Consider the following 24,794-nt stretch of genomic DNA (forward strand, 5'->3'; position numbering starts at 1 on the left):
ATCTTAAGTTTAAGTTAATTATTTGACAAGGCATGGCAATTGATGTTTATAGAGGAGACTTTGGTGCAAAAGAATTAACGCATTTGTTAAAACGTTGTTTGTTTGGTGTAAAAAGGGCTGATGTTACCTCACTTACAGGCAGAAACCTAAGCTATGTAGTAGACTATCTACTGCAAGACTTACCACTTCCTGCACCTCCAATTAACAATTACAATGATGCCAGTTATACCGATGCCGAAATACAGGATGGTGCTACTTGGGTAAATGCCGCCTATGGCGATGGTACGGTAAATGGTAGGAGGGTGGCCTCGTTCAAGTCGTGGTGGATCGGGCAGATGCTCAATCAACAAGTTTCGTTAAAAGAAAAAATGGTGTTGTTTTGGCACAATCATTTTGCCACCCAAACCGCAACCATCGGCGATAGTAGGTACATCTATAAACACAACAATACCCTAAGGACATTTGCTTTCGGCAATTTTAAAGAACTGGTTAAACAGGTTACCATTGATCCGGCCATGCTCCGTTATCTTAATGGCTATGTAAATACAAAATCTGCACCCGACGAAAACTATGCAAGAGAACTGCAAGAGCTATTTACAATGGGTAAGGGCCCAAATTCTAAATATACCGAAGCAGATGTAAAAGCAGCAGCTAGATTGCTTACGGGATATAAATTAGATGCCGTTGCCATCACTTCTGTATTTGATGCTTCGCGACACGATAGCACCGACAAACAGTTCTCTTCTTTTTATAACAATAAGCTGATCAAAGGTAAAACGGGTGTAGATGGTGCAAAAGAGGTAGATGATCTGATGGACATGCTGTTTGCCCAGAATGAACTTAGTTTATACATCTGTAGACGACTGTATCGCTTCTTTGTATATTATGATATTACAGCAGATGCCGAGCAGAACGTAATTGTGCCATTGGCCGAAATCTTCAGAAACAACAATTACCAGATCAAACCGGTTCTAAAGGCATTATTTACCAGCAACCACTTCTTTTTAATACAAAATCGTTCCTGTAACATAAAGTCACCTGTCGATTTTACCATTGGTCTGTGTCGTGAATTTGAAATCGTATTTCCCGATAACCTGGATTATGTAAATGCGTATTACATGTGGGATTATCTGCGGTCGCAGGCTCAGAACCTGCAACAGAGCATTGGCGATCCGCCCAATGTTTCGGGTTGGCCAGCCTATTACCAAGTACCACAGTTTTACGAGCTTTGGATCAACTCAGATACCTTACCCAAACGCAATGCTTTTACTGATCGCTTTATCGCTTCAGGTTATACCAGAAACAACAAAAAGATTGTAATTGATCCGCTGGTTTATACAGCCAAATTCAATAAGCCCGAAGACCCAGACCAATTGATCAATGACGTGATCGGCACACCTATATACCATCGATGTAAATGCCGAGGTAAAAACTTTTTTGAAGAGTATTTTGTTGAGTAACCAGGTTACCAATAATTATTGGACAGAGGCTTGGACCAATTACAAACTTAGTCCGAATGATAATGCAAAGACAACCATTGTATTGACCCGCCTAAAAGCATTTTATAAATATGTGATGAACCTGGAGGAGTATCAACTATCATGAAAAGGCGGGAATTTATAGCCAAGACTTTACCGGCAGGTGTATTGTTGCCTTCGCTGATCAGTGGTTTCTCGCTTAAGGCTTTTGGTGCCTCTAGTTTACTATCGGCCATTACGGCTGCAAGTGAAGAAACAGACCACGTATTGGTCATGATCCAGCTTAATGGAGGAAACGACGGCCTGAATATGGTTATCCCCTTAGATTATTATGAGAACCTGAATCTGGCCCGTCCGAATATTATCCTCCCTCAAAATAAGATGATCAAATTAGGCAATTATAATACGGGCATCCATCCAAAAATGACGGGTTTGGGCGATCTGTATAAAGATGGTAAGGTTCAGGTTATCCAATCCGTTGGCTATCCGACACCAAATTTTAGCCATTTTAGGGCAACAGATATCTGGTTAACCGCTTCAGATTCTGATAAGATTGATCAATACAGGTTGGGGAGGAAGGTATTTAAGCGAAGAATACAGCAACTTTCCCATTGGTTATCCCAATACGGTAATGCCCGATCCTTTGGCTATTCAGATTGGTTCGTTCCTATCGCCGGCATTTCAAGGTCCATCCATTAACATGGGTATGGCCATTGCGGATCCTGTTAATTTTTATAACCTGATCAATGGGATACAGACACCTGCGCCAAATACAAATGCAGGCAAAGAGCTGAGCTATATCAGGCAGGTATCGCAACAGACCCAGCAATATGCCAATGTGATCAAAACTGCGGCCAACAAAGTGAAGGTGCAAGGTACTTATCCAACAGGTAACACATTGGCCGATCAGCTCAAAGTAGTGGCCCGCTTAATTGGAGGTGGACTAAAAACCCGGATGTACATGGTAAACATCGGTTCTTTTGATACCCATGCAGGGCAGGTAACTGCTGGCGCTACAGATACAGGTACACATGCCAACTTATTAGAAAAAGTTAGTGCGGCCATCAAAGCATTTATGGATGATTTAGAAGGTTTGGGTGCAGCTAAGAGAGTTGCCGGAATGACATTCTCAGAATTTGGCCGTAGGATCAAATCAAATGCTGGTGGAGGTACCGATCATGGTGCAGCAGCGCCAATTATTGTTTTTGGTGATGCCATACAGGGTGGTGTTTTGGGTACCAATCCTGTAATCAGTGCTTCAACTTCTGTTAATGACAATATTCCAATGCAATACGATTTCAGGTCTGTTTACGCCACTTTATTAGAGAAATGGTTTTGCGTAGATAAAGCCATATTACAAAATGTAATGCTCAAAAACTTTCAGTCGTTGCCCATTATCAAAGCAGGTACCAATTGTATGTCTACAGACCTGTCGCAGGCCAACCACGAAAGCGGTAAAAACCTGATGACCAATTATCCTAATCCATTTAACAACTCCACAACAATCAAATATACATCTAAGGGCGGGCATGTGCTGATCCAGATATTTAATACCATGGGCAAGCTGATCACTACACTTATAGATGGCATCAAAGAAGAAGGTACCTATACCACTACTTTCGAAAATAGGGCGTATCCAGCTGGGGTCTATTATGCCCGTTTGCAGAATGGAGAGCTACAACAAGTACGCAATATGATGATCGTACGTTAATTATACAACGTATATTGCGCCAACAATTGATACTTAATACACAAAGATGAATTTTAAACTAGGCGATTTTGTCCGTTTTGTAGACGAAAAAAGAGAAGGTTATATTACCAGAATAATTGATAATTTAACAGTGGGTGTTACCGATACAGATGGATTTGAAATCCCTGTCGCCCTCAGTAACCTAACTCATGTGCATGGCCATTCTTCTGCTGCTGTAACTCAAGTAAGCAACCAGCCGCAAGCCATAGTAGCTACTGAAGAATTTAGAAATACTGGGATATTCTTGGCCGTGGCCGAAGACCATAAGGCCAGTGCCGTGGTACACTTTACATTGATCAACAGTACATCTTATCAATTATTGCTCACTTTGGCTACAGATAAAAAGGGAGCATACAGAGGAGAGTTTGCAAGTCAGATCCAACCTAAAACAGCCCAGCAGATCTACAGCGCCAATCTTGCAGATATAGAGATCTGGCCAGAGTTTATCTTTCAGGTCTTGTGTTTTACCCCAGCTAACCTTAAGCCAAAGTCGCCGATAGAGATTGTAAAGAAATTTAAGGCCAAAGATTTTAATGGAGCCAAGAAAGAGGTAAAAGAGATCAATAAATATGCATGGCTACTTCAACTTGATGAGCCAGTACCTTTGATCGATGCACAAAAACTAAAAGAGAGCTTTTTTAGAGGAACATCAGCCAAACAAGAAGTTAAGGTGCCTGGCAGTGAGATAAGTCTGCACATTGAGAAATTGAGAGACGACCATCAATTCTTAACACAATCAGAAATCATCAATATCCAATTGGCACATTTTCAGCAAACCTTAGATGCTGCTATTGTACATCAACTCCCATCCATTATTTTTATTCACGGTGTTGGAAATGGGACTTTGAGACACCATATCCACAAAGTCATCAGCAAGCATCCACAAGTAAAGACCTTTATGGATGCCCGCAAAGAAAAATTTGGGTTCGGCGCTACCGAAGTTGTTTTTAAGAATTCGTTATAGTTTGATGTAAAAGAGAGCTAGCTTCCTTTAGCCGATCTTGTCATTTGTTCAAGCATGTCCCACATTTCGTTAGGGATAGCCTCTAAGCCATTCATCTGACCAGCGCCTTGCAGCCATTCGCCACCATCAATGGTAATTACCTCGCCATTGATATAACCAGCAAAATCGCTGATCAAGAAAGCGGCAAGGTTGGCCAGTTCTTGGTTTTCGCCAACACGCTTCAAAGGAACACGTTTTTTAAAATCGAACTTTTCTGCCAAGTCTCCAGGCAGTAACCTATCCCAAGCACCTTTGGTAGGAAATGGCCCTGGCGCAATGGCGTTAGATGGATCCCGTATTTGCCCCACTCTACAGCCAAAGATCGGGTCATGGCTAAAACGCCACCTTTTGCACAAGCAGAGGGTACGACGTAAGCAGATCCAGTAAAGGCATAAGTAGTTACGATATTTAAGATGCTTGCAGGTTGTTTAGCGGCAATCCAATGTTTGCCGAAAGCCAAAGTGCAGTTTACAGTTCCTTTTAAAACGATGTCGATGATACTCGAAAATGCATTTGCAGATAAACGTTCTGTTGGAGAAATAAAGTTACCAGCGGCATTGTTCAATAGGCCATCAACCTTTCCAAATTTCTCGATGGTCTGGGCCAAAACCTGTTCTACCTGTGCATAATCCCTTACATCGCATTGCACCGCTAAAACCTGTCCGCCGGTTTCTGCCGACATTTCATCTGCAGTTTTTTGAAGTACTTCTAGTTTGCGACTGGTGATCACCAGATTGGCGCCGAGTTTTAAGAAATAAGTGCCCATTGCACGGCCAAGGCCAGTGCCACCTCCGGTTACTACAATTGTTTTGCCTTTTAACGCATCATCTTTTAACATGGGTTGATTATACATGGGAGTTTAAGTTTTAATAATAAAATAGAGGCTTAGTTAGGTTATGCCTTTTTTTGTTGTAGGCTATCGATGATGGTTTTTAGGATAGCCCTTGTACTTGGCGACCACCATTGTTTCAACATGACCTCAAGATCGGCACTTTGGTCAGCACTTGTACTTTGGATCAGCTCTTTGCGGATATTCAGTTTACTTTGGCTCCAAGTATTCCTTTCGTAGGCCATATACTTTCTGGCCTTACGCTCTGCTGCGGTTAAAATGCTTTCAGGTTTAACAAGTTCATCCACTAGGCCAATGGCCAAAGCCTCTTCAGGATTGAATAATTTGCCCTCTAATAAACTTCTAGTTGCATTTGCTTTGCCCAACCAGAACGCATAAAGGTTAAAGATACTGTTCGGCACAATGATCCCAACAGGTACTTCATTTAAACCAATAATGTATTTTCCTTCGGCCATTACCCTTGCATCGCAAGCTAGGGCAATTACGCAACCACCTGCTGGGCTATGCCCATTAATTGCAGCAATCAATGGTTTTTTAAATGAAGTGATCTTTGAAATAAAGTTCAAGAACAGGTCCCAAAAACTTTTCGCTTCGTCTTCATTATAGTTGTATAGTTCGATCAAGTCTAGTCCTGCAGAAAAGAAATGTTCTTTACCAGTGATCATCGCACCACCAATATTTGGATCATTGTCAATATTACCTAACATATCTGTCAACTCAACAACCATTTCGCGGTTTAATGAATTAGATTTTCCACGATTAAGTGTAATGATGGCCAAGCGGTCTTTTATAGTTACTTCGATAGTTTTCATGAGTATGTTATTTTACTTCGTAAGTATAAACCTTTCGGGCCAAATTACCAATAGCATCAATTCCTTCGATCACAATTCTGTAAGTACCACTTTGGTCGGTATTGAAATAATTGAAAACGGCTTTTCCGCTCACATCAGAAATTAGATGTGGATTCCAATAAACAGTGGTCCTCAAGTCAGGTTTGTCATCAGGATTTACATCATATTTCGGCGAATAGAATTCTCTGTTTACCTGGAACCCTTTAGGCGCATACGTAACGATTCCTGGAGAATATCTATTGTAATTACTTGTGCCTGCACCTCTCTTAGTAGTAATAACCAATACGCCATTTGCGCCCTGACCACCGTAAATAGCCGTATTACCAATGCTTTTTAAAACTTCAATGGTTTCTATGTCTTGTACCACGATATCGTCTAACTCAAACTCATCTCCCATGCTCATGCCATCTAAAACAACATTCATAGGCCCTTTTGAACCCCTAGAAAAGGCTTGACCTTTAGTTACCGTAACACCTGCAACCCTGCCCAACAAATATTGGGATAAGGTAAAGGCAGTTTCCAGATCTTTAGCAGTAATCACTGCATCGGCCATCCCGGGACCATTTAAGTTTTGCGAATTAGGCGTTAAATTTTTCTTTTCAACGATATTGATCTCTTTGAGCATGATGGTACGGTTCAACAGGCCTTTTTTATATTGCTCATCAAAATAGCTGTTACTCTGGTTCAGGTAAGACATTAAAGACTCATTTACGTTGATCTTACATCGCCAGTATTTTTATTGGGGGTTACCAGCTGTCCGGGTACAATGTCAAGGTCAATCTGCACATTTTTATTGTTCTTGTCAGTTCTGGCCTGCACTACAAATTTAGTGCTATCCGTAAAACTGATCTGGTCAAAATTAAATTCGCCCTTGGCATTACTTAAAGTATCAATTGCAAAAAAACCACGTGTTGTAGAAAAAAGAGAAACTTTTCCATTTGCTACCGGCTTTCCGCCTTTAGTGATCTTTCCGCTGATCTTCATTGTTTTCTCTGCCGGAAAAGCAATAAAAGGCTGTTGGTTGTCATTGATCAGTTTCCAATTGATCTTGCGCCAACCCTGCGTCAACATTAGGTTATCTAAAGCCGTACGTGTTTTCGGATCATTACCTAAAAAATAAGAATTGGGTTTTTCTACGTAACCCACCAAATCTGCTGTTAGTAAAAGTCTGGTTAAGATATTGCTTTCGTTTTCTAGGTCTGGTTTAACAATAGCCGTATTGGTAACCGCTACAGAAAAACTCCCTTGTAAAGGTTTATTGCTATTGGTAGCCATAAAGCTTAAATCTACCTTGCCTCTTTTGCCATAATCAGGTTTTAGGTTCTGTACCTCTACATTGATCAGGTCACTCTTGTTTTCGATGAATACGATACGTTCGCTAACAGGAACATTATCTGGAGAAAATAGGGTAAACTGCGTTATGCCAGAAAGAAATTCAGTTTTAGGTACGGCAACCGAAACAATCTGTTTGGTAGTAGGGATTACATTAGAAAAATAGACCATGCCATTGTGTTGCGCTACCAATTTAAGCTCACCTTTGTTCAGCAGGTCGGCAGTTAACATTACCTTTACCGCTACCTTAGTAGTGTCGTTGGTATTCACCGCAAGCGAATAACCACTTTTTTCTATTTTAGGTAAGGGAAATGTTTTTTCGTTGCCGTTGGCAAACTTTACTTTGGCCGTATAGGTTTTACCTGCAATTGGACTTAGAAAAAGAGAGCCCATGCCCAAGTGTGTTGTTTCAAATTTTAAAATTTCACCACCATCATTATCAACAATCACCCCATTGATGTTTTCACCTAGGCCAATGGCATTTACAGCCTTGATCCTACTCTAGAAGGTAGCCCTTCTATCAGCGAACCACCTTCCGGAAAAAATTGCACATCTACTGCGCTCGAAGTGGTTTTAAGAGGAATACTTTTAACGATCTTTTGTTTGTCTATCGTAATTGTGGCAATGATTTTACCCGATTTGCCAGGCTGGTTATTGGTGATGTTGACCACAATCTCACCATTGGTATTGGTAGTTTCTTTACCTCTGCTAATGGTCTTTTTATTGATCTGCGCCTCGTAATTCACTACAGCATTTGCATAAGGTTTGCCCTGCTTGTCTGCAAATTGTATAGTGCTGGTTACTTTGTCTGCATTACCCTCCGTACTTAGAACATTACTTGTTTTAACAAACACTTCATTGGTCCATGAATTGCCAATTTTGATGGTCTTGTCGAAAAAGAAATCCGGGCCGGCATTCCTCATCCATTGCGTATAGGCCCTTACCCTGTAATTGCCGTCCGTTAAAGTGTCGGAAAGTTTAAAATCACCCCAGGTAATGCCACTTTCCATGGGTAGCTTGAGCTGTTTGGTAATGGAGTCTTTCTCATTGATCAGCTCTACATAAAGAATGTTGCTCAGTGTAGAAGGTGCAGAAGTTTTGGCATCTACAACATAAGCTTTAAACCAGATATCGTCGCCTGCAGCATAATAAGGCTTGTCTAAATGTAGGTACAGTTTTTCTTGAGGATATTTTTTGGTATACTCTTCCAGCTTTTTAAGCAGAGCAGCCAGAGGATCTTCATCTACCACAAAGGCAGAAAAACTAAATAATGTGAGTAGCGCAACTGATAAAATGAGTAAGTTCCTTTTCATTGAAAAATAATAAAGCCTTAAGTTACGAAAACCTAAGGCTTTATAGCAATATAAAGGAATTAAATTATTAGTTGATTCCTTTAAAAGGTGTTTTTGAACATCATGCTCTCTACCGGTTTGGTAGTCTTGTTGTTGTATTTTGCATTGTCTTTGGTATTGTACATATTGGTAATGCTGCCATCAACCGCAAAATAGATCAACTGTCCAATAGGCATGCCTGCATAGATACGAACAGGCTGTGCACAAGAAATTTCCAAAGTCCAGGTATTACAAAAACCAACATCGCCCTTGCCAGCAGTGGCATGGATGTCGATTCCCAATCGGCCAGTGCTGCTTTTCCCTTCTAAAAACGGAACATGAGCATGTGTTTCGGTATATTCTAAGGTTACGCCCAAATATAAAGTGCCTGGTTGTAGCACATAACCCTCTTTCGGAATTTCGAAATGGTCTATGGTATTGTGTGCCTTTGCATCTAAAACGCGGTCTTTATAAGTAGCCAAATATTTGCCCAAATGCACATCGTAAGAGTTTGTACCTAGGCAATCTATTTTAAATGGTTCGATGATAATGGTTCCCTTATCTATTTCCTCGAGTATTCGTTTATCTGAGAGTATCATTTTTTATGAAGTATTTTGGACTAAATTATGATTAATTTAAGATACTTTTGTATGGATTTTCTAAATAAGACATGCCAATAGTTTTCAATAAAAGAATTGATGATGAAACCATACTTGCTGTATGGAAAATTGAAGAAACAGAAGAGCAACTCCTTTCTAGCCTACAGCTGAAACAACATGAGCTAGATGTGATCGCTTCTTTGAGTAATGGGAAAAGAGCATTACATTGGTTAAGTACCAGGGTATTATTGAGAACCATGTTAAATACCGCCGATTATATCGATTGTAGGATGGACGAACATGGCAAACCCTATCTGGTCAATTCTACAACCCACATCTCTTTAAGCCACTCTTACGATTATGCTGCCGTAATTGTCAGTAAGAATAAAAAAGTGGGTGTAGATATAGAGCTGATCAAACACAAGATCAAGAGCATCAAGCATAAATTCCTTTCGGATGTAGAGCTGGCCCAAAAACAGATCGGCGACAATACCAACGGCCTATATGTAAGTTGGTGTGCAAAAGAGGCCGTTTACAAATGGCATGGTAAAAAAGGACTGGAATTTAAACAACACATCCATATCAAACCATTTAAGCTAAAAGGAGAGGGTTCCCTGCAGGTTTTGGTAGAGTTGCCAGAAGGCTTGAGAGAACTGGAAGTGAATTATTTCAAGACCAAAGACGATTACATGTTAGGTTACGTGGTTGCTTAATCAAGTACAATGAACAAAGCCGTAGAGTTTATAGATTGGGGTTTAACAGACTATCAGGAAGCTTGGACAAAACAAGAAGAACTGTTTGATGGTACCGTTGCGTTAAAAACAAAAAATAGGACCGAAAACACCAACTTTCCCACCCCAAATTATTTGGTCTTTTGTGAACACCCACATGTGTATACTTTGGGCAAAAGCGGACATCCTGAAAATCTGCTGTTAGACGAGCAGGGATTGAAGGATAAAAAAGCGACCTATTACAAGATCAACCGTGGTGGCGATATCACCTATCATGGGCCAGGCCAGATCGTGGGTTACCCGATCCTAGATTTGGATAATTTTTTTACAGACATCCATCTTTACCTCAGGACACTTGAAGAGGCCGTGATCTTAACCTTGGCCGATTATGGCATCACTGCGGGCAGATATCCAGGCTATACAGGTGTTTGGCTAGACCCAGATAACGAAAAGGCGCGTAAAATTTGTGCCATGGGTGTGCGTTGCAGCCGTTGGGTAACCATGCATGGCTTTGCCTTTAATGTAAATGCCAACCTCGATTACTTCAATAATATTGTGCCTTGTGGTATCGACGACAAAGCTGTAACCTCTATGCAAAACGAGCTTGGCTACGAATTGGACATGGAAGAGGTAAAGGCCAAATTAAAGAACCATATTGCGGCACTGTTTAAAATGGAGTTAAGCTGATGAAAAAATACCTTCTCTTTTTGATCGCAGTTTTACTGCAGCTAACTGCCCAGGCCCAAAATCTGGATGATGTAATTAAGTTCATCAAAGAAAACCCAAAAAAAGCCTCGCTTTACCTGATAGAAGATGGTAAAACGGTAATCGATTATAACAGCAACCAGCAAATGCCTTTGGCCAGTGCAGTTAAAACCATCATTGCCATAGAGTTTGCCAAACAATGTACAGCAAAGAAAATATCACCACTCACCAAGATCGCAGTAAAAGACCTCGCTAAATATTATATTCCCAATACCGATGGTGGTGCACAGCCGAGCTGGCTTAAATCTATCGGTAAAACTACTGTAGATAGTGTTCAGCTTTTAGACATTGCCAAAGGGATGATCATGTACAGCTCAAACGCCAATACAGAGTTTTTGCAAGACCTTTTAGGTTTAACCAATATCAACAAAAACCTAAAAGAGCTTGGGTTAAAAGAACATCAGCCCTTATATTATTTTACAGCTTCGGCCTTAATGGTATGTTTAAAACCTGCAGACATTACCGAAGGGGAATGGATCAAAAAGCTAAGCGTAATGCCATTAGCAGCATACCATAAAAAATGTGAAGAGGCCCATCAAAAACTCAAAACTGACCCTTCATTTATCAAAAGCTTTAATTTTGCCAACCTATCTTTAAATATACAACAAATATGGTCTGATCGGTTGGTGGCATCCAATACTGCTAATTATGCGCATTTGATGCAAAAGATAGCAGGCAGAAAATTCTTTGCGCCAGAAACCCAAGCCGTATTAGAAAGTATCATCGAATGGCCAATGGCCTATCCTGGCAATAAGGCACAATTTAAACACTTGGGTCAAAAAGGAGGGTCTACAGCTTTTGTATTGACAGATGCATTTTATGCGATACCTAAAACGGGGACTCAACTGGCTTGTTCGTTTTTCTTTAATGGGTTAACCCAAACGCAAAGCGCCTTTATCAACAAAAACTTTGGCGATTTTGAGGCCAGTATCTTAACGAGTGCAGCCTTCAGAAAAAAACTGATTGAAGGATTAAAATAAAAAGCTTTCTTGTAAGTCTTTTGTTTTCAGTGTTTAAACCTCAAAAATATTTTGATGTTTTAGTTTAAGTATTATCTTTATACTAACTAAAAATTAAACTATGGAATATTCATCCGACTACTCTTCGTCAGCATTTGGCGCACTTGCTGGTATCTTTATGATGATCTGGCTCGTTTGCCTTGCCTTTGCGATCATTGCCGTTATCGGCATGTGGAAAACGTTCGAAAAAGCAGGTAAACCAGGCTGGGCTGCCCTTATCCCGATCTACAACATTCTAATTATGATTGAGATTGTGGGTAAACCTACCATTTGGTTGTTGTGGCTGCTCATCCCTTGCATTAACATTGTGTTTATGGTCTGGTTGTACAACCTGATCAGCAAAAGCTATGGCAAAGACGAAGGTTTTACCGTAGGTCTGGTTTTGTTGGGTTTTGTTTTCTGGCCAATTTTAGGTTTCGGTAGTGCTAAATATTTAGGCCCATCTGCTGCAGAGGCCCGATTTGGTTTTGGCAACCATCCTTTTAACAACCCAAACGACCCCTTTAACAATCCACCAAGTCCACCATCAAACCCAGAAGCATAATTGCAACTGTTTATCCTGTATACTACATCCGTTTTGTCTAAGCTATTAGGCAAAGCGGATTATTTTTTGATTCCTGTCCGTTTAAATACCTTACTCATTTAGATTGCCCGGGCTGCGGTTTTCAACGTGCCGTACTCGCTTTGTTGCAGGGCAACCTTACGGAAAGCTTTCATTTGTACCCACCTGCCATCCCTTTTTTGGTAAGTGCCTTGGCCACACTGACCACTTATACGTTAAAGTTGGACAAAAATTCAAAAACCTTAAAAACAATGTATGTGGCAACCGGAATAATCATGGTCATTAACTACACTTATAAGATCATCACACACCAATTGCATTAGCCAACATCCATTTCGTATGGTTTTTCGTAAATTAAGATATGAAATGGAGTAGTATTTTTTTGTCTTTATGCTTATTATTGGCCTGCGATAAAAAAGCAAACGATGCCATGATAGCAATACCAACCACACCTACAACAGGTACCCCTTTAACCTACCTCGCCCTTGGCGATTCTTATACCATTGGAGAGGCCGTGGCCCAGAAAGAATCCTTTCCATATCAGCTAATGGCCCAGTTGAACATCGAAGGTAAAAATATTGCCGCACCAAAGATCATTGCCAAAACCGGTTGGACAACAGACGAACTACAAGCTGCAATTAAAACAGAAAACCTCAATCAGAATTTTGATATGGTTACACTATTGATTGGCGTCAATAACCAATATAGAGGATACCCACAAACTACCTATCGCAAAGAATTTAAAGAGTTGTTGCAAACTGCCATAACTTATGCAGGCAAGAACAAAAAAATGGTTTTTGTAGTTTCCATTCCAGATTGGGGTGTAACTCCGTTTGGTAAGTCTAGTGGCAGAAACCAACAGACCATTGCCCAAGAAATCGATGCCTATAATGCCATTGCAAAAGAAGAGACTCTGGCCATGGGTGTAAGTTATACCGATATTACCCCAGGCTCTAGAAATGCAGCTACAGATTTGTCTTTGGTAGCTTCAGATGGTTTGCACCCTTCGGGCAAGATGTATAATCAATGGGCCATAAAAGTGGCGCCTGCAGTTTTAACTTCCCTTAAATAAACTATTATATTTTGGCAGTGATCTGGTTATAGTCCATGATCACTGTTTTTAAAAACTGAAGCTCGTTCATGCCTTCAGGTATGCTGATCCTTAAATGGTTGGTTACCTTTGCGGCCATCTGATAGACCAGGTCGGCATTACGTGTTTTATAATAGGTGTTCAGTACCTCATGGATCAGCTCGATGTCGCGGTCGTTCATTTCGGCAACCGTATCAAAAACAGGGATATATTCTTCTGCAGCAGGATGGAAGGCAATATGCTCAAATTGCGTTCGAGGCACGGTTTTGATCAAGGTAGTGCCAGCCACAATATCGCCAATGCGTTGTTTGTTCTCGGTAACGGCCACGCAGATCAGTGCCCCTACCCACGAGGTCAGCACAAAATCAACAATCCTAAAAACCCACCTGATAAAGTATTGCCCCAAACTTGGCTGGGCACCATCAAGGCTGATCGACCTTGATCTTTAACAAACGCTTGCCAATGCTCTGCCCATTCATAAAGATCTCGCAAATTAGGTCGTAGAATACAAAGCCCGCACCAAAAATCAGCAACATCACAATCACAACTATCCTACCAGAGTTGATCAGACCAGTCAGTGAGAAAAAGAGCAAGAAGATCAAGAATATGGCTATAAATAACCCGAAATCTATTAACCTGGCCGCAACCCTTTCGCCAAGGCCTGCAACAGGGTAATCAATATCTACATGTTGGCTCGTACTTACTCTTACTGTTTCCATTTGCCCAAATATAATAGGGTTTTTTATTTTTTATTGACTAATAAGAATTTTGTTTTATTTTAACGGAATATTTAAGGACTGGAAAACAATTTTATGAGAGAAGCGCTGTTTGTAAAGCAGAATTCTGAAAAATGGAAGAGTTACGAACAATTACAAACTAACAATCCAGACGAATTAGCACACCGATTTATTGACATTACCAACGATCTGGCCTACGCAAAAACGTTTTATCCCAAATCAAAGACTACTGCATACCTAAACGGTATCGCTTCGGTGTTGCACCAATCACTCTATAAAAACAAAAAAGAAGAAACAGGACGCTTTATCCGCTTTTGGAAATACGAACTGCCCCTGTTGTTCTATCAATACCGAAGGCAGATCTTGTATGCTTTTATCTTTTTCTTTATTTCGGCCAGTATCGGAGCCATTTCAGCTAAATACGACGATACCTTTGTGCGTTTGATCCTGGGTGATAGCTATGTAAATATGACCAATGCAAATATTGCCAAAGGCGACCCTTTTGGCGTGTACAAAAGAGAGAACGAGTTCAGTATGTTTTTCCACATTGCGGCCAACAACACTTGGGTTACTTTGGTGATGGTGATCAGTGGTGCGTTATTTAGTATAGGTCCAGTTTTTTTTCTGTTAAGGAATGGGGTGATGTTGGGCTCATTCGAATATTATTTCTTTAGCAAAGGCGTAGGTGCAGAATCCATATTGGTGATCTGGATCCACGGTACATTAGAGATCTTGGCCATTATTGTGGCTGGTGGAGCAGGTTTGGTACTTGGCCATGGCCTACTTTTCCCAAAAACCTACACCCGCTTGGTCGCCTTTAGAAACAGTGCAAAAGATGCCGCTAAAATAGGTTTGGGTCTGATCCCATCATCCTTTTAGCTGCCTTTTTCGAAGGGTACATTACCCGCCATACCGAAATGCCGATCTGGCTAAGCCTAAGCATTTTAATAGGTTCATTAACATTTATGGTATGGTATGTAGTCATTTACCCCATGCAATTAAATAAACGCCAACAAAACATAGTGCCATGAAAGACAAGGTAGAATTTAGAAAAGTAAGAGAATTTGGAGAGATGATCGGAGATACCTTCCTTTTCATTAAGCAGAACTTTAAACCATTGATGAAGGCATTTCTTTACCTCTGTGGCTTTTTTATCTTGGCAGGTATGGTCAATGCCATTGTGCTACAGTTGCAGCTTGTAGATGTAACACAAGATACAAGTAATTTTAGCATAGCCTCAAGATATAGCAGCAGGTATTTTTCGTGGAGCTTCCTAGGTGTATTTGTTTTTATGATACTTAACTACACCGCAATTTATGTTACTGTTTTAAGCTACATTTCCATTTACATACAAAAGGGCAATATGGCCCCAAGCGTAGAAGAAGTTTGGAGCTACTTTAAATACTACTTTTTCAGGATGCTGGGCAGTGGTATGCTCATGAGTATATTTCTGTTTATATGTTTTATTTGCTGCTTCTTTCCTGGGGTCTACGTTTTTCCAGCGGTAACTTTGGTCTATCCCATCCTAATCTTAGAGAATGCATCTTTGGGTTACTCTTTTACGCGTTCGTTTAAACTGTTAAAAGACAACTGGTGGATCACCTTTGGTATTTTGGTGGTCATCTGGATCATTACCTATTGCTGTACCACTTTTATACAATTGCCAGCGGTGATCATTACCATGTTCAATACCTTTACCAATCCATCAAATCCCATCACAAGAGCCTATGCCATTATAAGTTCCATTTCTAGCTATGTTGCCCAAGTGTTTATGGTCATTCCGGTTATATGTTCTGCTTTCTGCTATTTTAATCTGGTAGAGCACAAAGAGAGTACAGGTCTGTTGGATCGTATAGAAAACTTTGGTAACGATAATCAAAATCAGCACACTACCCACCAAGAAGAATATTAACATGCGTATACTCTTGTTTTTACTGTTTTTTTATGGGGCATTTAATGCCCGCGCAACTGCTTTGCAAAAACCGGTGGTAGAAAAGGTAGTAGTTAAAAAAGAGCCGCAAGTACTAAAAATAGACACTAACAGTAAAGTAGAACTGCGCAGGTTTGATGAGCAGGCCATTAAAAACTATAGCAAAAAAAGAGATTTCATTTACGATGATACGGTAGCGGTACCGAGCGCTTGGGATCGTTTTTGGGCATGGGTATGGAGTTTGGTCAGAGAGGTGCTAGGTAACAAGCTAGGTGGCACGATCATTAAATATATACTTGTCGCATTGGTTATCGCCCTCATTGTTTTTATTGTGTTGAAACTGATGGGGATAGATTATAAACTGTTAACGAGTAGATCTAAACCCATTGCCGTACCCTATCAAGAAGGGTTGGAAAACATCCACGAAATTGATTTCGATGAACAGATAGAACAGGCCATGCAAATGGGCAATTACCGTTTGGTAGTAAGGTTGTTGTACCTTAAAACCCTTAAGCAACTGAGCGATAGAGAACTGATCCATTGGTTGCCAGAAAAGACCAACCAGGCCTATGTGCTAGAAATTGCCGATCAGGCCAAACAACAAGAATTTGCCCAGTTAACCACCCAGTTCGAGTACATCTGGTATGGCGAGTTCTTTATAGACAAGAACAGTTTTGCGCCCATACAAGAATCCTTTCATCAGTTTAACCAATACAAAGCATGAGTGGATTAAGAAAATATTTGATCATCGGAAGTATCCTGTTGGTGGGTTACCTGTTGGCACAGTACTTTAGCCCAAAACCTACCGATTGGAAACAGACCTATTTGGCCAAAGACAAGATTCCATTCGGCACTTATATCCTGCACCAACAACTTACAGATATCTTTCCAGGGGCAAAAGTCAAAACCGTTCAAACCGCCATCTACAACACCCTACAAGCTAAGCCAGCCGGCCCTTCAAATTACCTGCTCATTGCTGGTACCGTTAAGGTAGATGAGTTAGATTATAGCGAAATGGTAAAATACATGCAGGCTGGCAACAACATCCTCATTGCGGCCGATCAGCTACAGGGCATTTTGCTAGATACTTTAAAGCTTAAGGTCAGGGCCAACTATAGTTTCAGGAGCAAAAGAAAATTCCCGATCAACTTCGTTAACCCATTGGTAAAAAAAGAGTACGACTATTATTTTGAGAAAGGCATCAGCAGCCAATATTTCTCAGCTATAGATACCGCAAGAGCAACGGTATTAGGACGGGTACAGAACGAACAGGCCAACTTTGTGCGATACAGGTTTGGCAAAGGCGCATTATACCTCATGCCCAACCCGCAACTGTTAACCAATTACAGCCTGTTAAAAGAAGATGGTATAGACTATGCCGGCAAAATACTTTCGTATCTGCCCAAAACCGATCAACTGATATGGGACGAATACTTTACCAAAAGAGACCAGAACAACACCTCGGTGTTAAGGGTGTTTTTTGAGTATGAGCAATTGCGATGGGCCTATTACATTGCCCTGTTTAGTCTGGTGGCATTTGTGTTGTTCGAAATCAAAAGAAGACAACGCATTATCCCCATAATCGAAAGACCGAAGAACACATCGGTAGAATTTGTTGAAGTGGTAGGTAAGGTATATTACCAACAAAGAAACAACAGAGACATTGCAGAGAAAAAGATAACCTACCTCTTAGCGTATATCCGCAACAAATACAGACTAAAAACCACCGAGCTTGACCAAGAATTTGCAGCTGCATTGATCAATATGGCAGGGGCAAGCGAAGCTGTTATCGAAGAACTTTTACAAGAAATAAACTACCTTAAAGCGGGCCATGCCGTTAAAGATGCACAGCTGATCCGCTTAAATAAACTCATAGAACAATTTTATAAACAAGACCAATAACATATGGAACAGGAAATGTTTAACCAAAGAACCGATCTAAGCCAATTGAACCAGGCCGTAGAGCAGATCAGACAATCATTAGGCAATGTCATCGTTGGTCAAAAAGATACCATAGACCTTTTGATCGCAGGGCTATTGGCCGATGGACATCTCTTATTAGAAGGTGTACCAGGCGTTGCCAAAACCTTAAGCGCCAAATTGGTGGCCAAATGTATTTCGGCAACATTCTCAAGGATCCAGTTTACCCCAGATCTAATGCCATCCGATGTGTTGGGTACGGCAGTGTTCAGCCCAAAAACGGCAGAGTTCCAATTTAGGCAAGGCCCGATTTTTGGCAATATCATTTTGGTAGACGAAATCAACCGTGCCCCTGCAAAAACCCAATCGGCATTGTTCGAGGCCATGGAAGAAAGACAGATCACCGTTGATGGGCATACCTATAAACTAGAAGAACCCTTTATGGTATTGGCCACCCAAAACCCAATAGAACAAGAAGGAACCTATCGTTTGCCCGAAGCACAACTAGATCGTTTCTTGTTCAAGATCGAAGTCAAATACCCAACGCTAGAAGAAGAGATAGAGATCCTTACCCAACAGCATCAACACAAAACCGAAGACCAATTGCAGGCCATCAAAGCAGTGTTGACCGTTGATCAGATCAAAACTTTAAGGGCAACGATCAAGGCACTGTTTGTAGAACCTAAACTATTGGCTTATGTGGCGCAGATCATCCACGAAACACGCCATAACAAATCACTATACTTAGGCGCTTCGCCAAGAGCATCGTTGGCGATCGTAAATGGTGCAAAAGCAATAGCGGCCATGGCCGGAAGAGATTTTGTAACCCCCGATGACATTATCAAAGTGGCAACACCAGTATTGGTACATCGCATTATGTTGAGCCCAGAAAAAGAGATGGAAGGCCTAACCACCGCCGATGTAGTGGCGCAGATCATCAAAAAAATAGAAGTACCTAGATAGTAGAATATACCGTCATTGCGTTCATCGCAATAACGAATATGAATTAAAATGAAGAAGATCTTTAGAAAATATTACACCGACCTGTTCTTAGGTAAAAGGCTGTTTATAGGCCTTGGCCTTTGCGTGTGCCTGTTTCTATTTTCGTTCTTTATACCAATTTTGGGGCATCTGCCTTATTTGGCTTTTGGTGCATTAATGGTGCTCTTATTGATCGATTTTTTTGTTGCACCAAAAAGGGGCAAAGGTGTTTTTGCGTAGAGATGCACCCGAAAGGTTAAGCAATGGCGACGATAATGAACTTAAGATCTACCTCGAAAACTTTTATCCTTTTAAAGTAGGCATTGGATCATAGACGAGATACCTTTCCAGTTTCAAAAAAGAGACCTTTGGTTTACTACCAGTTTGGCCCCGAGAGAACAAAAAACCATAACCTATTACCTGCGCCCAACCAAACGTGGCGAGTACGATTTTGGTCTCACCAGACTTTACGTGCAATCGCCCTTGGCATTGCTTAGCCGTAGGTTTAACGTTGGAGCAGATAAGGTGGTGCCTGTTTATCCATCCTTTTTAAGAATGAGACAGTACGAGCTGATGGCCGTTTCTAACCGCTTAACCGATATCGGCATCAAAAAGACCCGACGTGTTGGCCATAGCATGGAGTTTGACCAAGTAAAAACCTATGTGGCAGGTGACGATTATAGAACTGTAAACTGGAAAGCCACAGCACGCAAAGGCGAGCTAATGGTAAATGCCTATACCGACGAAAAAGCACAGCACATCTATTGCGCAATTGATAAATCGAGGGCCATGAAAATGCCGTTTGAAGGATTGAGCTTATTAGATTACGCTATCAACGCCAGCTTGATCCTAAGTAGTGTGGCTTTGGTAAAACAAGACAAGGCAGGCTTGATCACCATTGCCGAAAAAACAGGAAGCATTGTGCCCGCCGATAGACGCCCAACACAGCTGAACAAGATCATGGAGGTGTTGTACAAAGAAAAGACCCGTTACCTGGAAACAGATATGGAAGCCTTGTACATTAGCGTAAGGGCAACTCTAAAACAACGTAGTTTAATGGTTTTCTTTACCAATTTCGAAAGTATGTCGGCATTAGAAAGACAGTTGCCATTTTTAAAGCGCATGGCAAAGTTTCACCTGTTGATGGTGGTGTTCTTTGAAAATACAACATTGAAAACTTTAAGTGAAGAACCAGCTGAGAATGTAGAGGGAATCTATATCAAGACCATTGCCGAGAAATTTGCCTTCGAAAAGAAACTGATGGTTAAAGAATTGGCCAAGCATGGTATCCTTAGCCTGCTCACCGTACCACAAAACCTAACCGTAAATGTGGTAAACAGGTATTTGGCCATCAAAGCCAGACAACAGATCTAAACCCAACCTTATTGGTTCGTGTACCGTTGGTTCGTGTCCACACGAACCAACGGTGTTGAATAATAAATATTTAAAAGCTTTGTCATTCTGAGCGCAGCGAAGAATCTCCTTTTTTAATCATGTCCAAACTCATTGGTTCTTGTCCCCACGAAACAAAAGACCGTTTTAAACGGACCACATAGTAACATAGTTGACATAGACTAGACGTTTAATCATAAGCAATAAGACCTTTGCGCCTTTGTGATAAAAAACCTAGCACTCAGGCAAACTCAGCGGAATATTGGTGGCCAAGCCCCCATCAGAAGTTTCTTTATATTTAGAGTTCATGTCTAATGCTGTTTCCCACATGGTATTTACCACCGCATCCAAACTCACTTTTGCCTTATCAGGATTACTTTGCAAAGCCAGCTGACTGGCTGTAATCGCCTTAATGGCGCCCATGGTATTGCGTTCAATACAAGGAATTTGTACCAAACCACCAATCGGATCACAAGTTAGCCCTAAATGATGCTCCATTGCTATCTCTGCAGCCATCAATACCTGTCGTTGCGAGCCACCCAAACATTCCGTTAAAGCAGCCGCGGCCATGGCAGAAGACACCCCAATTTCAGCCTGACATCCACCCATCGCCGCAGATATCGTAGCCCCCTTTTTAAAGATGCTACCAATCTCCGAAGCACAAGTAATAAACTGGATGATCTTTTCCTCGTTGTAGCCATCACAAAAAGCAATAAAATACTGTAGCACTGCAGGTATTACACCCGCCGCACCGTTGGTAGGTGCAGTAACCACCCTGCCAAAAGCAGCATTCTCCTCGTTCACGGCAAGCGCAAAACAGCTTACCCAGTCCAATATATAATTAAAGCCGTTGCCACCATTTCTAATGGCCATTAACCAGCTATCATAATCCGTATAAACCTGATCACCAATTAAGCGTTGGTTCAGTTTCGATGCCCTTCTGGCCACATCCAAACCACCAGGTAAAAAGCCACCAGTATGGCAACCCCGATAAATACAATCTTTGATTACCTGAAAATGTTGCATTACCCCTTTTTTCGTTTCGGCTTCCGTACGCCAGGCACTTTCGTTTTCCATTACCACTTCGCTTACCTTTAAACCAGTAGATAAGCACCAATGTAAAAGTTCGCTCGCTTTCTCTACCGGAAACGGTAGGTCAACCTGTTCCTTTTCACTACCATTTTCGCCCTCTTTAACCACAAAACCACCACCAATAGAATAATAGGTTTCAGAAAAAGCTTTGCCAGAGCTTAAAAAAGCCTGAAATGTAACCGCATTCGGATGAAAAGGCAAACTCTCGGTAAACAAGAACAACAAATCATCAGTATAAGAGAAATTGATCTCTCTTTCGCCACCTAACAACAAACGCTGCGAAGCCTTGATCTCTGCCACCGTACTATCGATCGCATTTACATCAAAAGTTACAGGGTCGCCACCAGCAAGGCCCAGCAAAATGGCAATATCAGTACCATGCCCCTTGCCAGTTTTGGCCAAAGAACCATAAAGTAAGATCTTTACCTGTTCAACCTCAGCAAGCAGGCCTTGTTTTTTTAAAGAAGAAGTAAACTGTTGTGCAGCCCTCCATGGGCCTAAAGTATGCGAGCTCGAAGGGCCGATTCCTATCTTAAAAATATCGAATACTGAAATCTGTTCATTTGGCATACACAAATCTACAATAGTTTTATTGTATTATACAATAAGATAAACCATTGTACATATCTATTATATCGGTTATATTCGTCAAAAATAAAACATCAATGAGAGCTACCCTTTTTCTATTTGCCCTACTTTTTACACTAAGTGCAGTTAAGGCCCAAAAAAAACAGAACATCTATTTCTTTAAAAACAATGGCAAAGAAGTGAGCACAAAAGACAGTGCAGATTTTATGCGGGCGATCCAAGAACCAGATTCAGGGGAGACCAATTTTGTATACCTCGAGTTTTTTGCAGACGGTAAAAGAAAAGCAGTAGGTAAAGTTTCGGCCTTTGAGCCCAATTTGGTGTTAGAAGGTACTGTCATCAACTTTAACAAAGCTGGCCGTAGGATAAAAGTAGCCAACTACCAACACGGAATGCCAATAGGGATGAGCTACCAGTACTTTGATAATGGAGCCTTACATAAGCAGGTAGAATATGTTAAGTTTACGGCACCCGTAAACCAAGTGGTTGGAAATAATGCGGAATATTCAAGCGCAATATTTAATGCAGGGAATAAGCTAATTTATCTAGCAGACTCATTAGGTACTGTTTATGTAAAAGAAGGAAATGGACATGTTGTAGAAACTATCAATCTGCCAGAAGGCGAAAGAAGGGAAGAAGGCGATTATAAAGATGGCCTTAAAGAAGGTACTTGGACGGGTAAAGAAGAGTCGACCGCTACCAGTTATACAGAAGTTTATCAAATGGGCAAATTGGTTTCAGGAGAAAGTATCCGCGATGGTAAAAAACACACCTATAATGCTGCTTTGGAACCACCACAATTTAAAGGAGGTACAGCAGCTTGGAATGCATACATAAAGAACACCTTAATCTATCCAAAAGATGCGCTCAATAATGGTATTCAAGGACAAGTACAGACTAGTTTTATAGTAGACAAAGATGGTAGGATTGTAGATGTCAATATCACCAAATCTGCAGGCCCACTATTAGATGAAGAAGCAAAGCGGATATTGCTCCGTTCACCACTTTGGATTCCTGCAAAAATACGTGGCGTGCCTGTAAGGGTAAAATATACCCAACCCCTTAATTTTAGACTATAATTATAAGGCCATGAAAAAGATATCGAGTTTATTGCTATTAGTTTTAAGTTGTGCTGTACTGTTTGCACAAAGCTACAAAGCCCCAGCCGATGCAAAGGTTGCAGCCAAACTGGCCCAATGGGGCGATAAAAAATTCGGGCTTTTTATGCACTGGGGTATCTATAGTATTCCAGGTATTGTAGAATCGTGGAGCATCAACTCCGAAGATGCCTCATGGATCCCCAGAGATAGTACCCAAAACTATGAGACCTATAAACAATGGTATTTTAACCTCAACAAACAATTTAATCCGGTAAACTTCAATCCCAATATTTGGGCAAGCTATGCAAAAAAAGCAGGGATGCAATACGTAGTGTTTACCACCAAGCACCACGATGGCTTTGCCATGTTCGATACCAAACAATCAGACTATAAAGTTACCAGTAAGGAAGTCCCTTTCTCCTCAAACCCAAAGGCAAATATTACCAAAGAAGTTTTTGATGCCTTTAGGAGTGAAGGCTTTATGATCGGTGCCTATTTCTCCAAACCCGATTGGCACAGCGAGTATTACTGGTGGCCACGTTATGCTACACCAGATCGCAACAACAATTACGATATCCGTCTGCATCCACAACGTTGGCAACAATTTAAGCAGTTTACCTACAATCAGATTCAAGAGTTAATGAGCGATTACGGAAAGGTAGATATTTTGTGGTTAGATGGAGGCTGGGTTAGGCCAAAGGCAAGCATCAATGCCGAAGTACTATCGTGGGGCGCGCCCATACCTGCTTGGGACCAAGACATCAACATGCCCAACATTGCGGCCATGGCACGTGCCAAACAACCGGGTCTGATCATGGTAGACCGTACCGTGCATGGCGAATACGAAAACTATCAGACACCAGAACAGAAAGTGCCAGAAAAACCATTAGACTACCCTTGGGAAACCTGTATGACCATGGGCGATGCTTGGGGCTATGTGCCTAACGACAATTATAAAAGCACCAACACCCTTATCCATCTGCTGGTAGATATTGTAGCAAAAGGAGGTAACCTGCTGTTGGATGTTGGGCCCAAGCCAGACGGTACCTTTCCAGAACCCGTATTAGAACGCCTTACCCAAATAGGCCAATGGATGGATATCAACAAAGAAGCCATTTATGCAACCCAGCCCATTGCACCCTATAAAACCGCCAACGTATGTTTTACAAAAAGTAAAAACGGTAGCACCTATGCCCTTTACCTTATAGCCGATAAAAGTATCCTTGCCCAAAAAATAACCATTAAAACACCCCCACAAATGCCCAAAAAGATCAGCCTGTTGGGTGTTAGATCAAGCATAACCTGGAAACAGATCGGAGCAGACCTAGAGATTACCTTGCCTGCAACAGCAAAAGATTTAAAACACGCTTTGGTATTTAAAATAGATTAACAAATAGTAGAATTACAAGCTTGGTGTCTTGAACAGCCTCCACCATTGCTTGAACTGCTCCCACCATCGCTTGAGTAGCCTCCACCATCGTTCGGAATGTCTCCACCAGTGCTTGAACAGTCTCCACCATTGTTTGAACTGCGAACTGGGTACCTTGAATCGTCAACTGGGGAGCTCGAACTGTGAACTGGGCAGCTTGAACTGTGAACTGGATACCTTGAACTGTGAACTGGATACCTTGAATCGTGAACTGGACAGCTTGAACTGCGAACTGAAATTCTTGAACTACCAACCATTAACCAT

At 41.2% G+C, this 24,794-nt stretch carries 29 protein-coding genes and 1 pseudogene; 20 read left to right on the forward strand and 10 right to left on the reverse strand.

The genetic code is table 11. The features are described from left to right. The first annotated feature begins 32 nt into the window (after positions 1 to 32). The 5 genes from ACFJIZ_RS18835 to ACFJIZ_RS18855 are packed head-to-tail and all read left to right on the forward strand — an operon-like array spanning position 33 to position 4,192. Positions 33 to 1,460, forward strand: coding sequence for a DUF1800 family protein (locus ACFJIZ_RS18835; protein WP_379087610.1), 1,428 nt, complete (start codon positions 33 to 35; stop codon positions 1,458 to 1,460). Continuing rightward, positions 1,438 to 1,605 (forward strand): hypothetical protein, encoded by a 168-nt coding sequence (locus ACFJIZ_RS18840; RefSeq protein ID WP_379087613.1) that lies wholly within the window; start codon positions 1,438 to 1,440, stop codon positions 1,603 to 1,605. Before ACFJIZ_RS18835 ends, ACFJIZ_RS18840 begins: the two co-directional genes overlap by 23 nt. Continuing rightward, on the forward strand, positions 1,602 to 2,177 hold the full coding sequence (locus tag ACFJIZ_RS18845; protein ID WP_379087616.1) for a DUF1501 domain-containing protein: 576 nt from the start codon (positions 1,602 to 1,604) through the stop codon (positions 2,175 to 2,177). Before ACFJIZ_RS18840 ends, ACFJIZ_RS18845 begins: the two co-directional genes overlap by 4 nt. After that, positions 2,110 to 3,189: a DUF1501 domain-containing protein gene (locus tag ACFJIZ_RS18850; RefSeq protein WP_379087619.1), complete on the forward strand. Its 1,080-nt coding sequence runs from the start codon at positions 2,110 to 2,112 to the stop codon at positions 3,187 to 3,189. The genes ACFJIZ_RS18845 and ACFJIZ_RS18850 overlap by 68 nt, the downstream gene beginning before the upstream one ends. 46 nt (positions 3,190 to 3,235) lie before the next feature. Then, positions 3,236 to 4,192, forward strand: coding sequence for a Smr/MutS family protein (locus ACFJIZ_RS18855; RefSeq protein WP_379087622.1), 957 nt, complete (start codon positions 3,236 to 3,238; stop codon positions 4,190 to 4,192). Positions 4,193 to 4,209: 17 nt separating this feature from the next. On the opposite strand, the pseudogene ACFJIZ_RS18860 reads toward ACFJIZ_RS18855, so the two are convergent. The 6 genes and pseudogenes from ACFJIZ_RS18860 to dcd form a co-directional block, all read right to left on the reverse strand. After that, positions 4,210 to 5,084: pseudogene (locus ACFJIZ_RS18860) on the reverse strand (SDR family oxidoreductase). Between the two features lie 41 nt (positions 5,085 to 5,125). Continuing rightward, positions 5,126 to 5,893 carry an enoyl-CoA hydratase/isomerase family protein gene (locus tag ACFJIZ_RS18865; RefSeq protein WP_379087625.1) on the reverse strand — a complete coding sequence of 256 codons (768 nt, stop codon included), beginning with the start codon at positions 5,891 to 5,893 and terminating at the stop codon, positions 5,126 to 5,128. Positions 5,894 to 5,900: 7 nt separating this feature from the next. Then, entirely contained in the window at positions 5,901 to 6,629 is a 729-nt protein-coding gene (locus ACFJIZ_RS18870) for a TonB-dependent receptor plug domain-containing protein (protein WP_379087628.1), read from the reverse strand. 11 nt (positions 6,630 to 6,640) lie between these two features. Then, positions 6,641 to 7,714 (reverse strand): hypothetical protein, encoded by a 1,074-nt coding sequence (locus ACFJIZ_RS18875; RefSeq protein WP_379087631.1) that lies wholly within the window; start codon positions 7,712 to 7,714, stop codon positions 6,641 to 6,643. Positions 7,715 to 7,746: 32 nt separating this feature from the next. Next, entirely contained in the window at positions 7,747 to 8,577 is an 831-nt protein-coding gene (locus tag ACFJIZ_RS18880) for a hypothetical protein (protein ID WP_379087634.1), read from the reverse strand. An 80-nt stretch (positions 8,578 to 8,657) separates the two neighbouring features. Continuing rightward, positions 8,658 to 9,194: a dCTP deaminase gene (gene dcd, locus ACFJIZ_RS18885; protein ID WP_379087637.1), complete on the reverse strand. Its 537-nt coding sequence runs from the start codon at positions 9,192 to 9,194 to the stop codon at positions 8,658 to 8,660. A gap of 71 nt (positions 9,195 to 9,265) precedes the next feature. Here dcd and ACFJIZ_RS18890 point away from each other — a divergent pair, with 71 nt between their 5' ends. The 6 genes from ACFJIZ_RS18890 (at position 9,266) to ACFJIZ_RS18915 (ending at position 13,343) form a co-directional block, all read left to right on the forward strand. Continuing rightward, a complete protein-coding gene (locus ACFJIZ_RS18890) occupies positions 9,266 to 9,907 on the forward strand; it encodes a 4'-phosphopantetheinyl transferase family protein (RefSeq protein WP_379087640.1) in 642 nt (213 codons plus the stop codon). Between the two features lie 9 nt (positions 9,908 to 9,916). Beyond that, positions 9,917 to 10,612 carry a lipoyl(octanoyl) transferase LipB gene (gene lipB / locus ACFJIZ_RS18895; protein ID WP_379087643.1) on the forward strand — a complete coding sequence of 232 codons (696 nt, stop codon included), beginning with the start codon at positions 9,917 to 9,919 and terminating at the stop codon, positions 10,610 to 10,612. Next, positions 10,612 to 11,670 carry a serine hydrolase gene (locus tag ACFJIZ_RS18900; protein ID WP_379087646.1) on the forward strand — a complete coding sequence of 353 codons (1,059 nt, stop codon included), beginning with the start codon at positions 10,612 to 10,614 and terminating at the stop codon, positions 11,668 to 11,670. The genes lipB and ACFJIZ_RS18900 overlap by 1 nt, the downstream gene beginning before the upstream one ends. A 100-nt stretch (positions 11,671 to 11,770) precedes the next feature. Continuing rightward, positions 11,771 to 12,253: a DUF5684 domain-containing protein gene (locus ACFJIZ_RS18905; RefSeq protein WP_379087649.1), complete on the forward strand. Its 483-nt coding sequence runs from the start codon at positions 11,771 to 11,773 to the stop codon at positions 12,251 to 12,253. A gap of 44 nt (positions 12,254 to 12,297) precedes the next feature. Continuing rightward, positions 12,298 to 12,594, forward strand: coding sequence for a DUF2752 domain-containing protein (locus tag ACFJIZ_RS18910; RefSeq protein WP_379094123.1), 297 nt, complete (start codon positions 12,298 to 12,300; stop codon positions 12,592 to 12,594). 38 nt (positions 12,595 to 12,632) lie between these two features. Beyond that, complete coding sequence (locus tag ACFJIZ_RS18915) at positions 12,633 to 13,343, forward strand: SGNH/GDSL hydrolase family protein (protein WP_379087653.1); 711 nt, start codon at positions 12,633 to 12,635, stop codon at positions 13,341 to 13,343. A gap of 4 nt (positions 13,344 to 13,347) precedes the next feature. On the opposite strand, the gene ACFJIZ_RS18920 is transcribed toward ACFJIZ_RS18915, so the two are convergent. Both ACFJIZ_RS18920 and ACFJIZ_RS18925 read right to left on the reverse strand, forming a co-directional pair. Beyond that, the gene (locus ACFJIZ_RS18920; protein ID WP_379087656.1) at positions 13,348 to 13,767 is read right to left on the reverse strand and encodes a hypothetical protein; all 420 of its coding nucleotides are present in this window, start codon (positions 13,765 to 13,767) and stop codon (positions 13,348 to 13,350) included. Between the two features lie 16 nt (positions 13,768 to 13,783). After that, entirely contained in the window at positions 13,784 to 14,080 is a 297-nt protein-coding gene (locus ACFJIZ_RS18925; RefSeq protein WP_379087658.1) for an RDD family protein, read from the reverse strand. A 93-nt stretch (positions 14,081 to 14,173) separates the two neighbouring features. On the opposite strand from ACFJIZ_RS18925, the gene ACFJIZ_RS18930 reads away from it, so the two are divergent. The 7 genes from ACFJIZ_RS18930 (at position 14,174) to ACFJIZ_RS18960 (ending at position 20,303) form a co-directional block, all read left to right on the forward strand. Continuing rightward, positions 14,174 to 14,977, forward strand: a complete 804-nt coding sequence (locus ACFJIZ_RS18930; RefSeq protein ID WP_379087661.1) for a stage II sporulation protein M — start codon at positions 14,174 to 14,176, stop codon at positions 14,975 to 14,977. 148 nt (positions 14,978 to 15,125) lie between these two features. Next, entirely contained in the window at positions 15,126 to 16,010 is an 885-nt protein-coding gene (locus ACFJIZ_RS18935; protein ID WP_379087664.1) for a hypothetical protein, read from the forward strand. Between the two features lies 1 nt (position 16,011). Continuing rightward, complete coding sequence (locus ACFJIZ_RS18940; RefSeq protein ID WP_379087667.1) at positions 16,012 to 16,752, forward strand: DUF4129 domain-containing protein; 741 nt, start codon at positions 16,012 to 16,014, stop codon at positions 16,750 to 16,752. Beyond that, a complete protein-coding gene (locus ACFJIZ_RS18945; RefSeq protein WP_379087670.1) occupies positions 16,749 to 17,930 on the forward strand; it encodes a DUF4350 domain-containing protein in 1,182 nt (393 codons plus the stop codon). The genes ACFJIZ_RS18940 and ACFJIZ_RS18945 overlap by 4 nt, the downstream gene beginning before the upstream one ends. A gap of 3 nt (positions 17,931 to 17,933) precedes the next feature. Further along, entirely contained in the window at positions 17,934 to 18,911 is a 978-nt protein-coding gene (locus ACFJIZ_RS18950) for an AAA family ATPase (protein WP_379087673.1), read from the forward strand. Between the two features lie 48 nt (positions 18,912 to 18,959). Continuing rightward, complete coding sequence (locus tag ACFJIZ_RS18955) at positions 18,960 to 19,169, forward strand: hypothetical protein (RefSeq protein ID WP_379087676.1); 210 nt, start codon at positions 18,960 to 18,962, stop codon at positions 19,167 to 19,169. A gap of 144 nt (positions 19,170 to 19,313) precedes the next feature. Next, the gene (locus ACFJIZ_RS18960) at positions 19,314 to 20,303 is read left to right on the forward strand and encodes a DUF58 domain-containing protein (protein ID WP_379087679.1); all 990 of its coding nucleotides are present in this window, start codon (positions 19,314 to 19,316) and stop codon (positions 20,301 to 20,303) included. A gap of 252 nt (positions 20,304 to 20,555) precedes the next feature. Here ACFJIZ_RS18960 and ACFJIZ_RS18965 read toward each other — a convergent pair whose 3' ends face one another. After that, positions 20,556 to 21,983, reverse strand: coding sequence for an L-serine ammonia-lyase (locus ACFJIZ_RS18965; protein ID WP_379087682.1), 1,428 nt, complete (start codon positions 21,981 to 21,983; stop codon positions 20,556 to 20,558). A gap of 95 nt (positions 21,984 to 22,078) precedes the next feature. Here ACFJIZ_RS18965 and ACFJIZ_RS18970 point away from each other — a divergent pair, with 95 nt between their 5' ends. Together ACFJIZ_RS18970 and ACFJIZ_RS18975 are read left to right on the forward strand one after the other, a co-directional pair. Continuing rightward, positions 22,079 to 23,080: a TonB family protein gene (locus ACFJIZ_RS18970; protein ID WP_379087685.1), complete on the forward strand. Its 1,002-nt coding sequence runs from the start codon at positions 22,079 to 22,081 to the stop codon at positions 23,078 to 23,080. A gap of 10 nt (positions 23,081 to 23,090) precedes the next feature. Next, complete coding sequence (locus ACFJIZ_RS18975; RefSeq protein ID WP_379087688.1) at positions 23,091 to 24,491, forward strand: alpha-L-fucosidase; 1,401 nt, start codon at positions 23,091 to 23,093, stop codon at positions 24,489 to 24,491. Here the strand turns inward: ACFJIZ_RS18975 and ACFJIZ_RS18980 are convergent. Beyond that, positions 24,478 to 24,783, reverse strand: coding sequence for a hypothetical protein (locus ACFJIZ_RS18980; RefSeq protein WP_379087691.1), 306 nt, complete (start codon positions 24,781 to 24,783; stop codon positions 24,478 to 24,480). The genes ACFJIZ_RS18975 and ACFJIZ_RS18980 overlap by 14 nt on opposite strands. Positions 24,784 to 24,794 lie beyond the last annotated feature (11 nt).

It is taken from the genome of Pedobacter sp. UC225_65 (assembly GCF_042698365.1).
GTDB lineage: Bacteria > Bacteroidota > Bacteroidia > Sphingobacteriales > Sphingobacteriaceae > Pedobacter.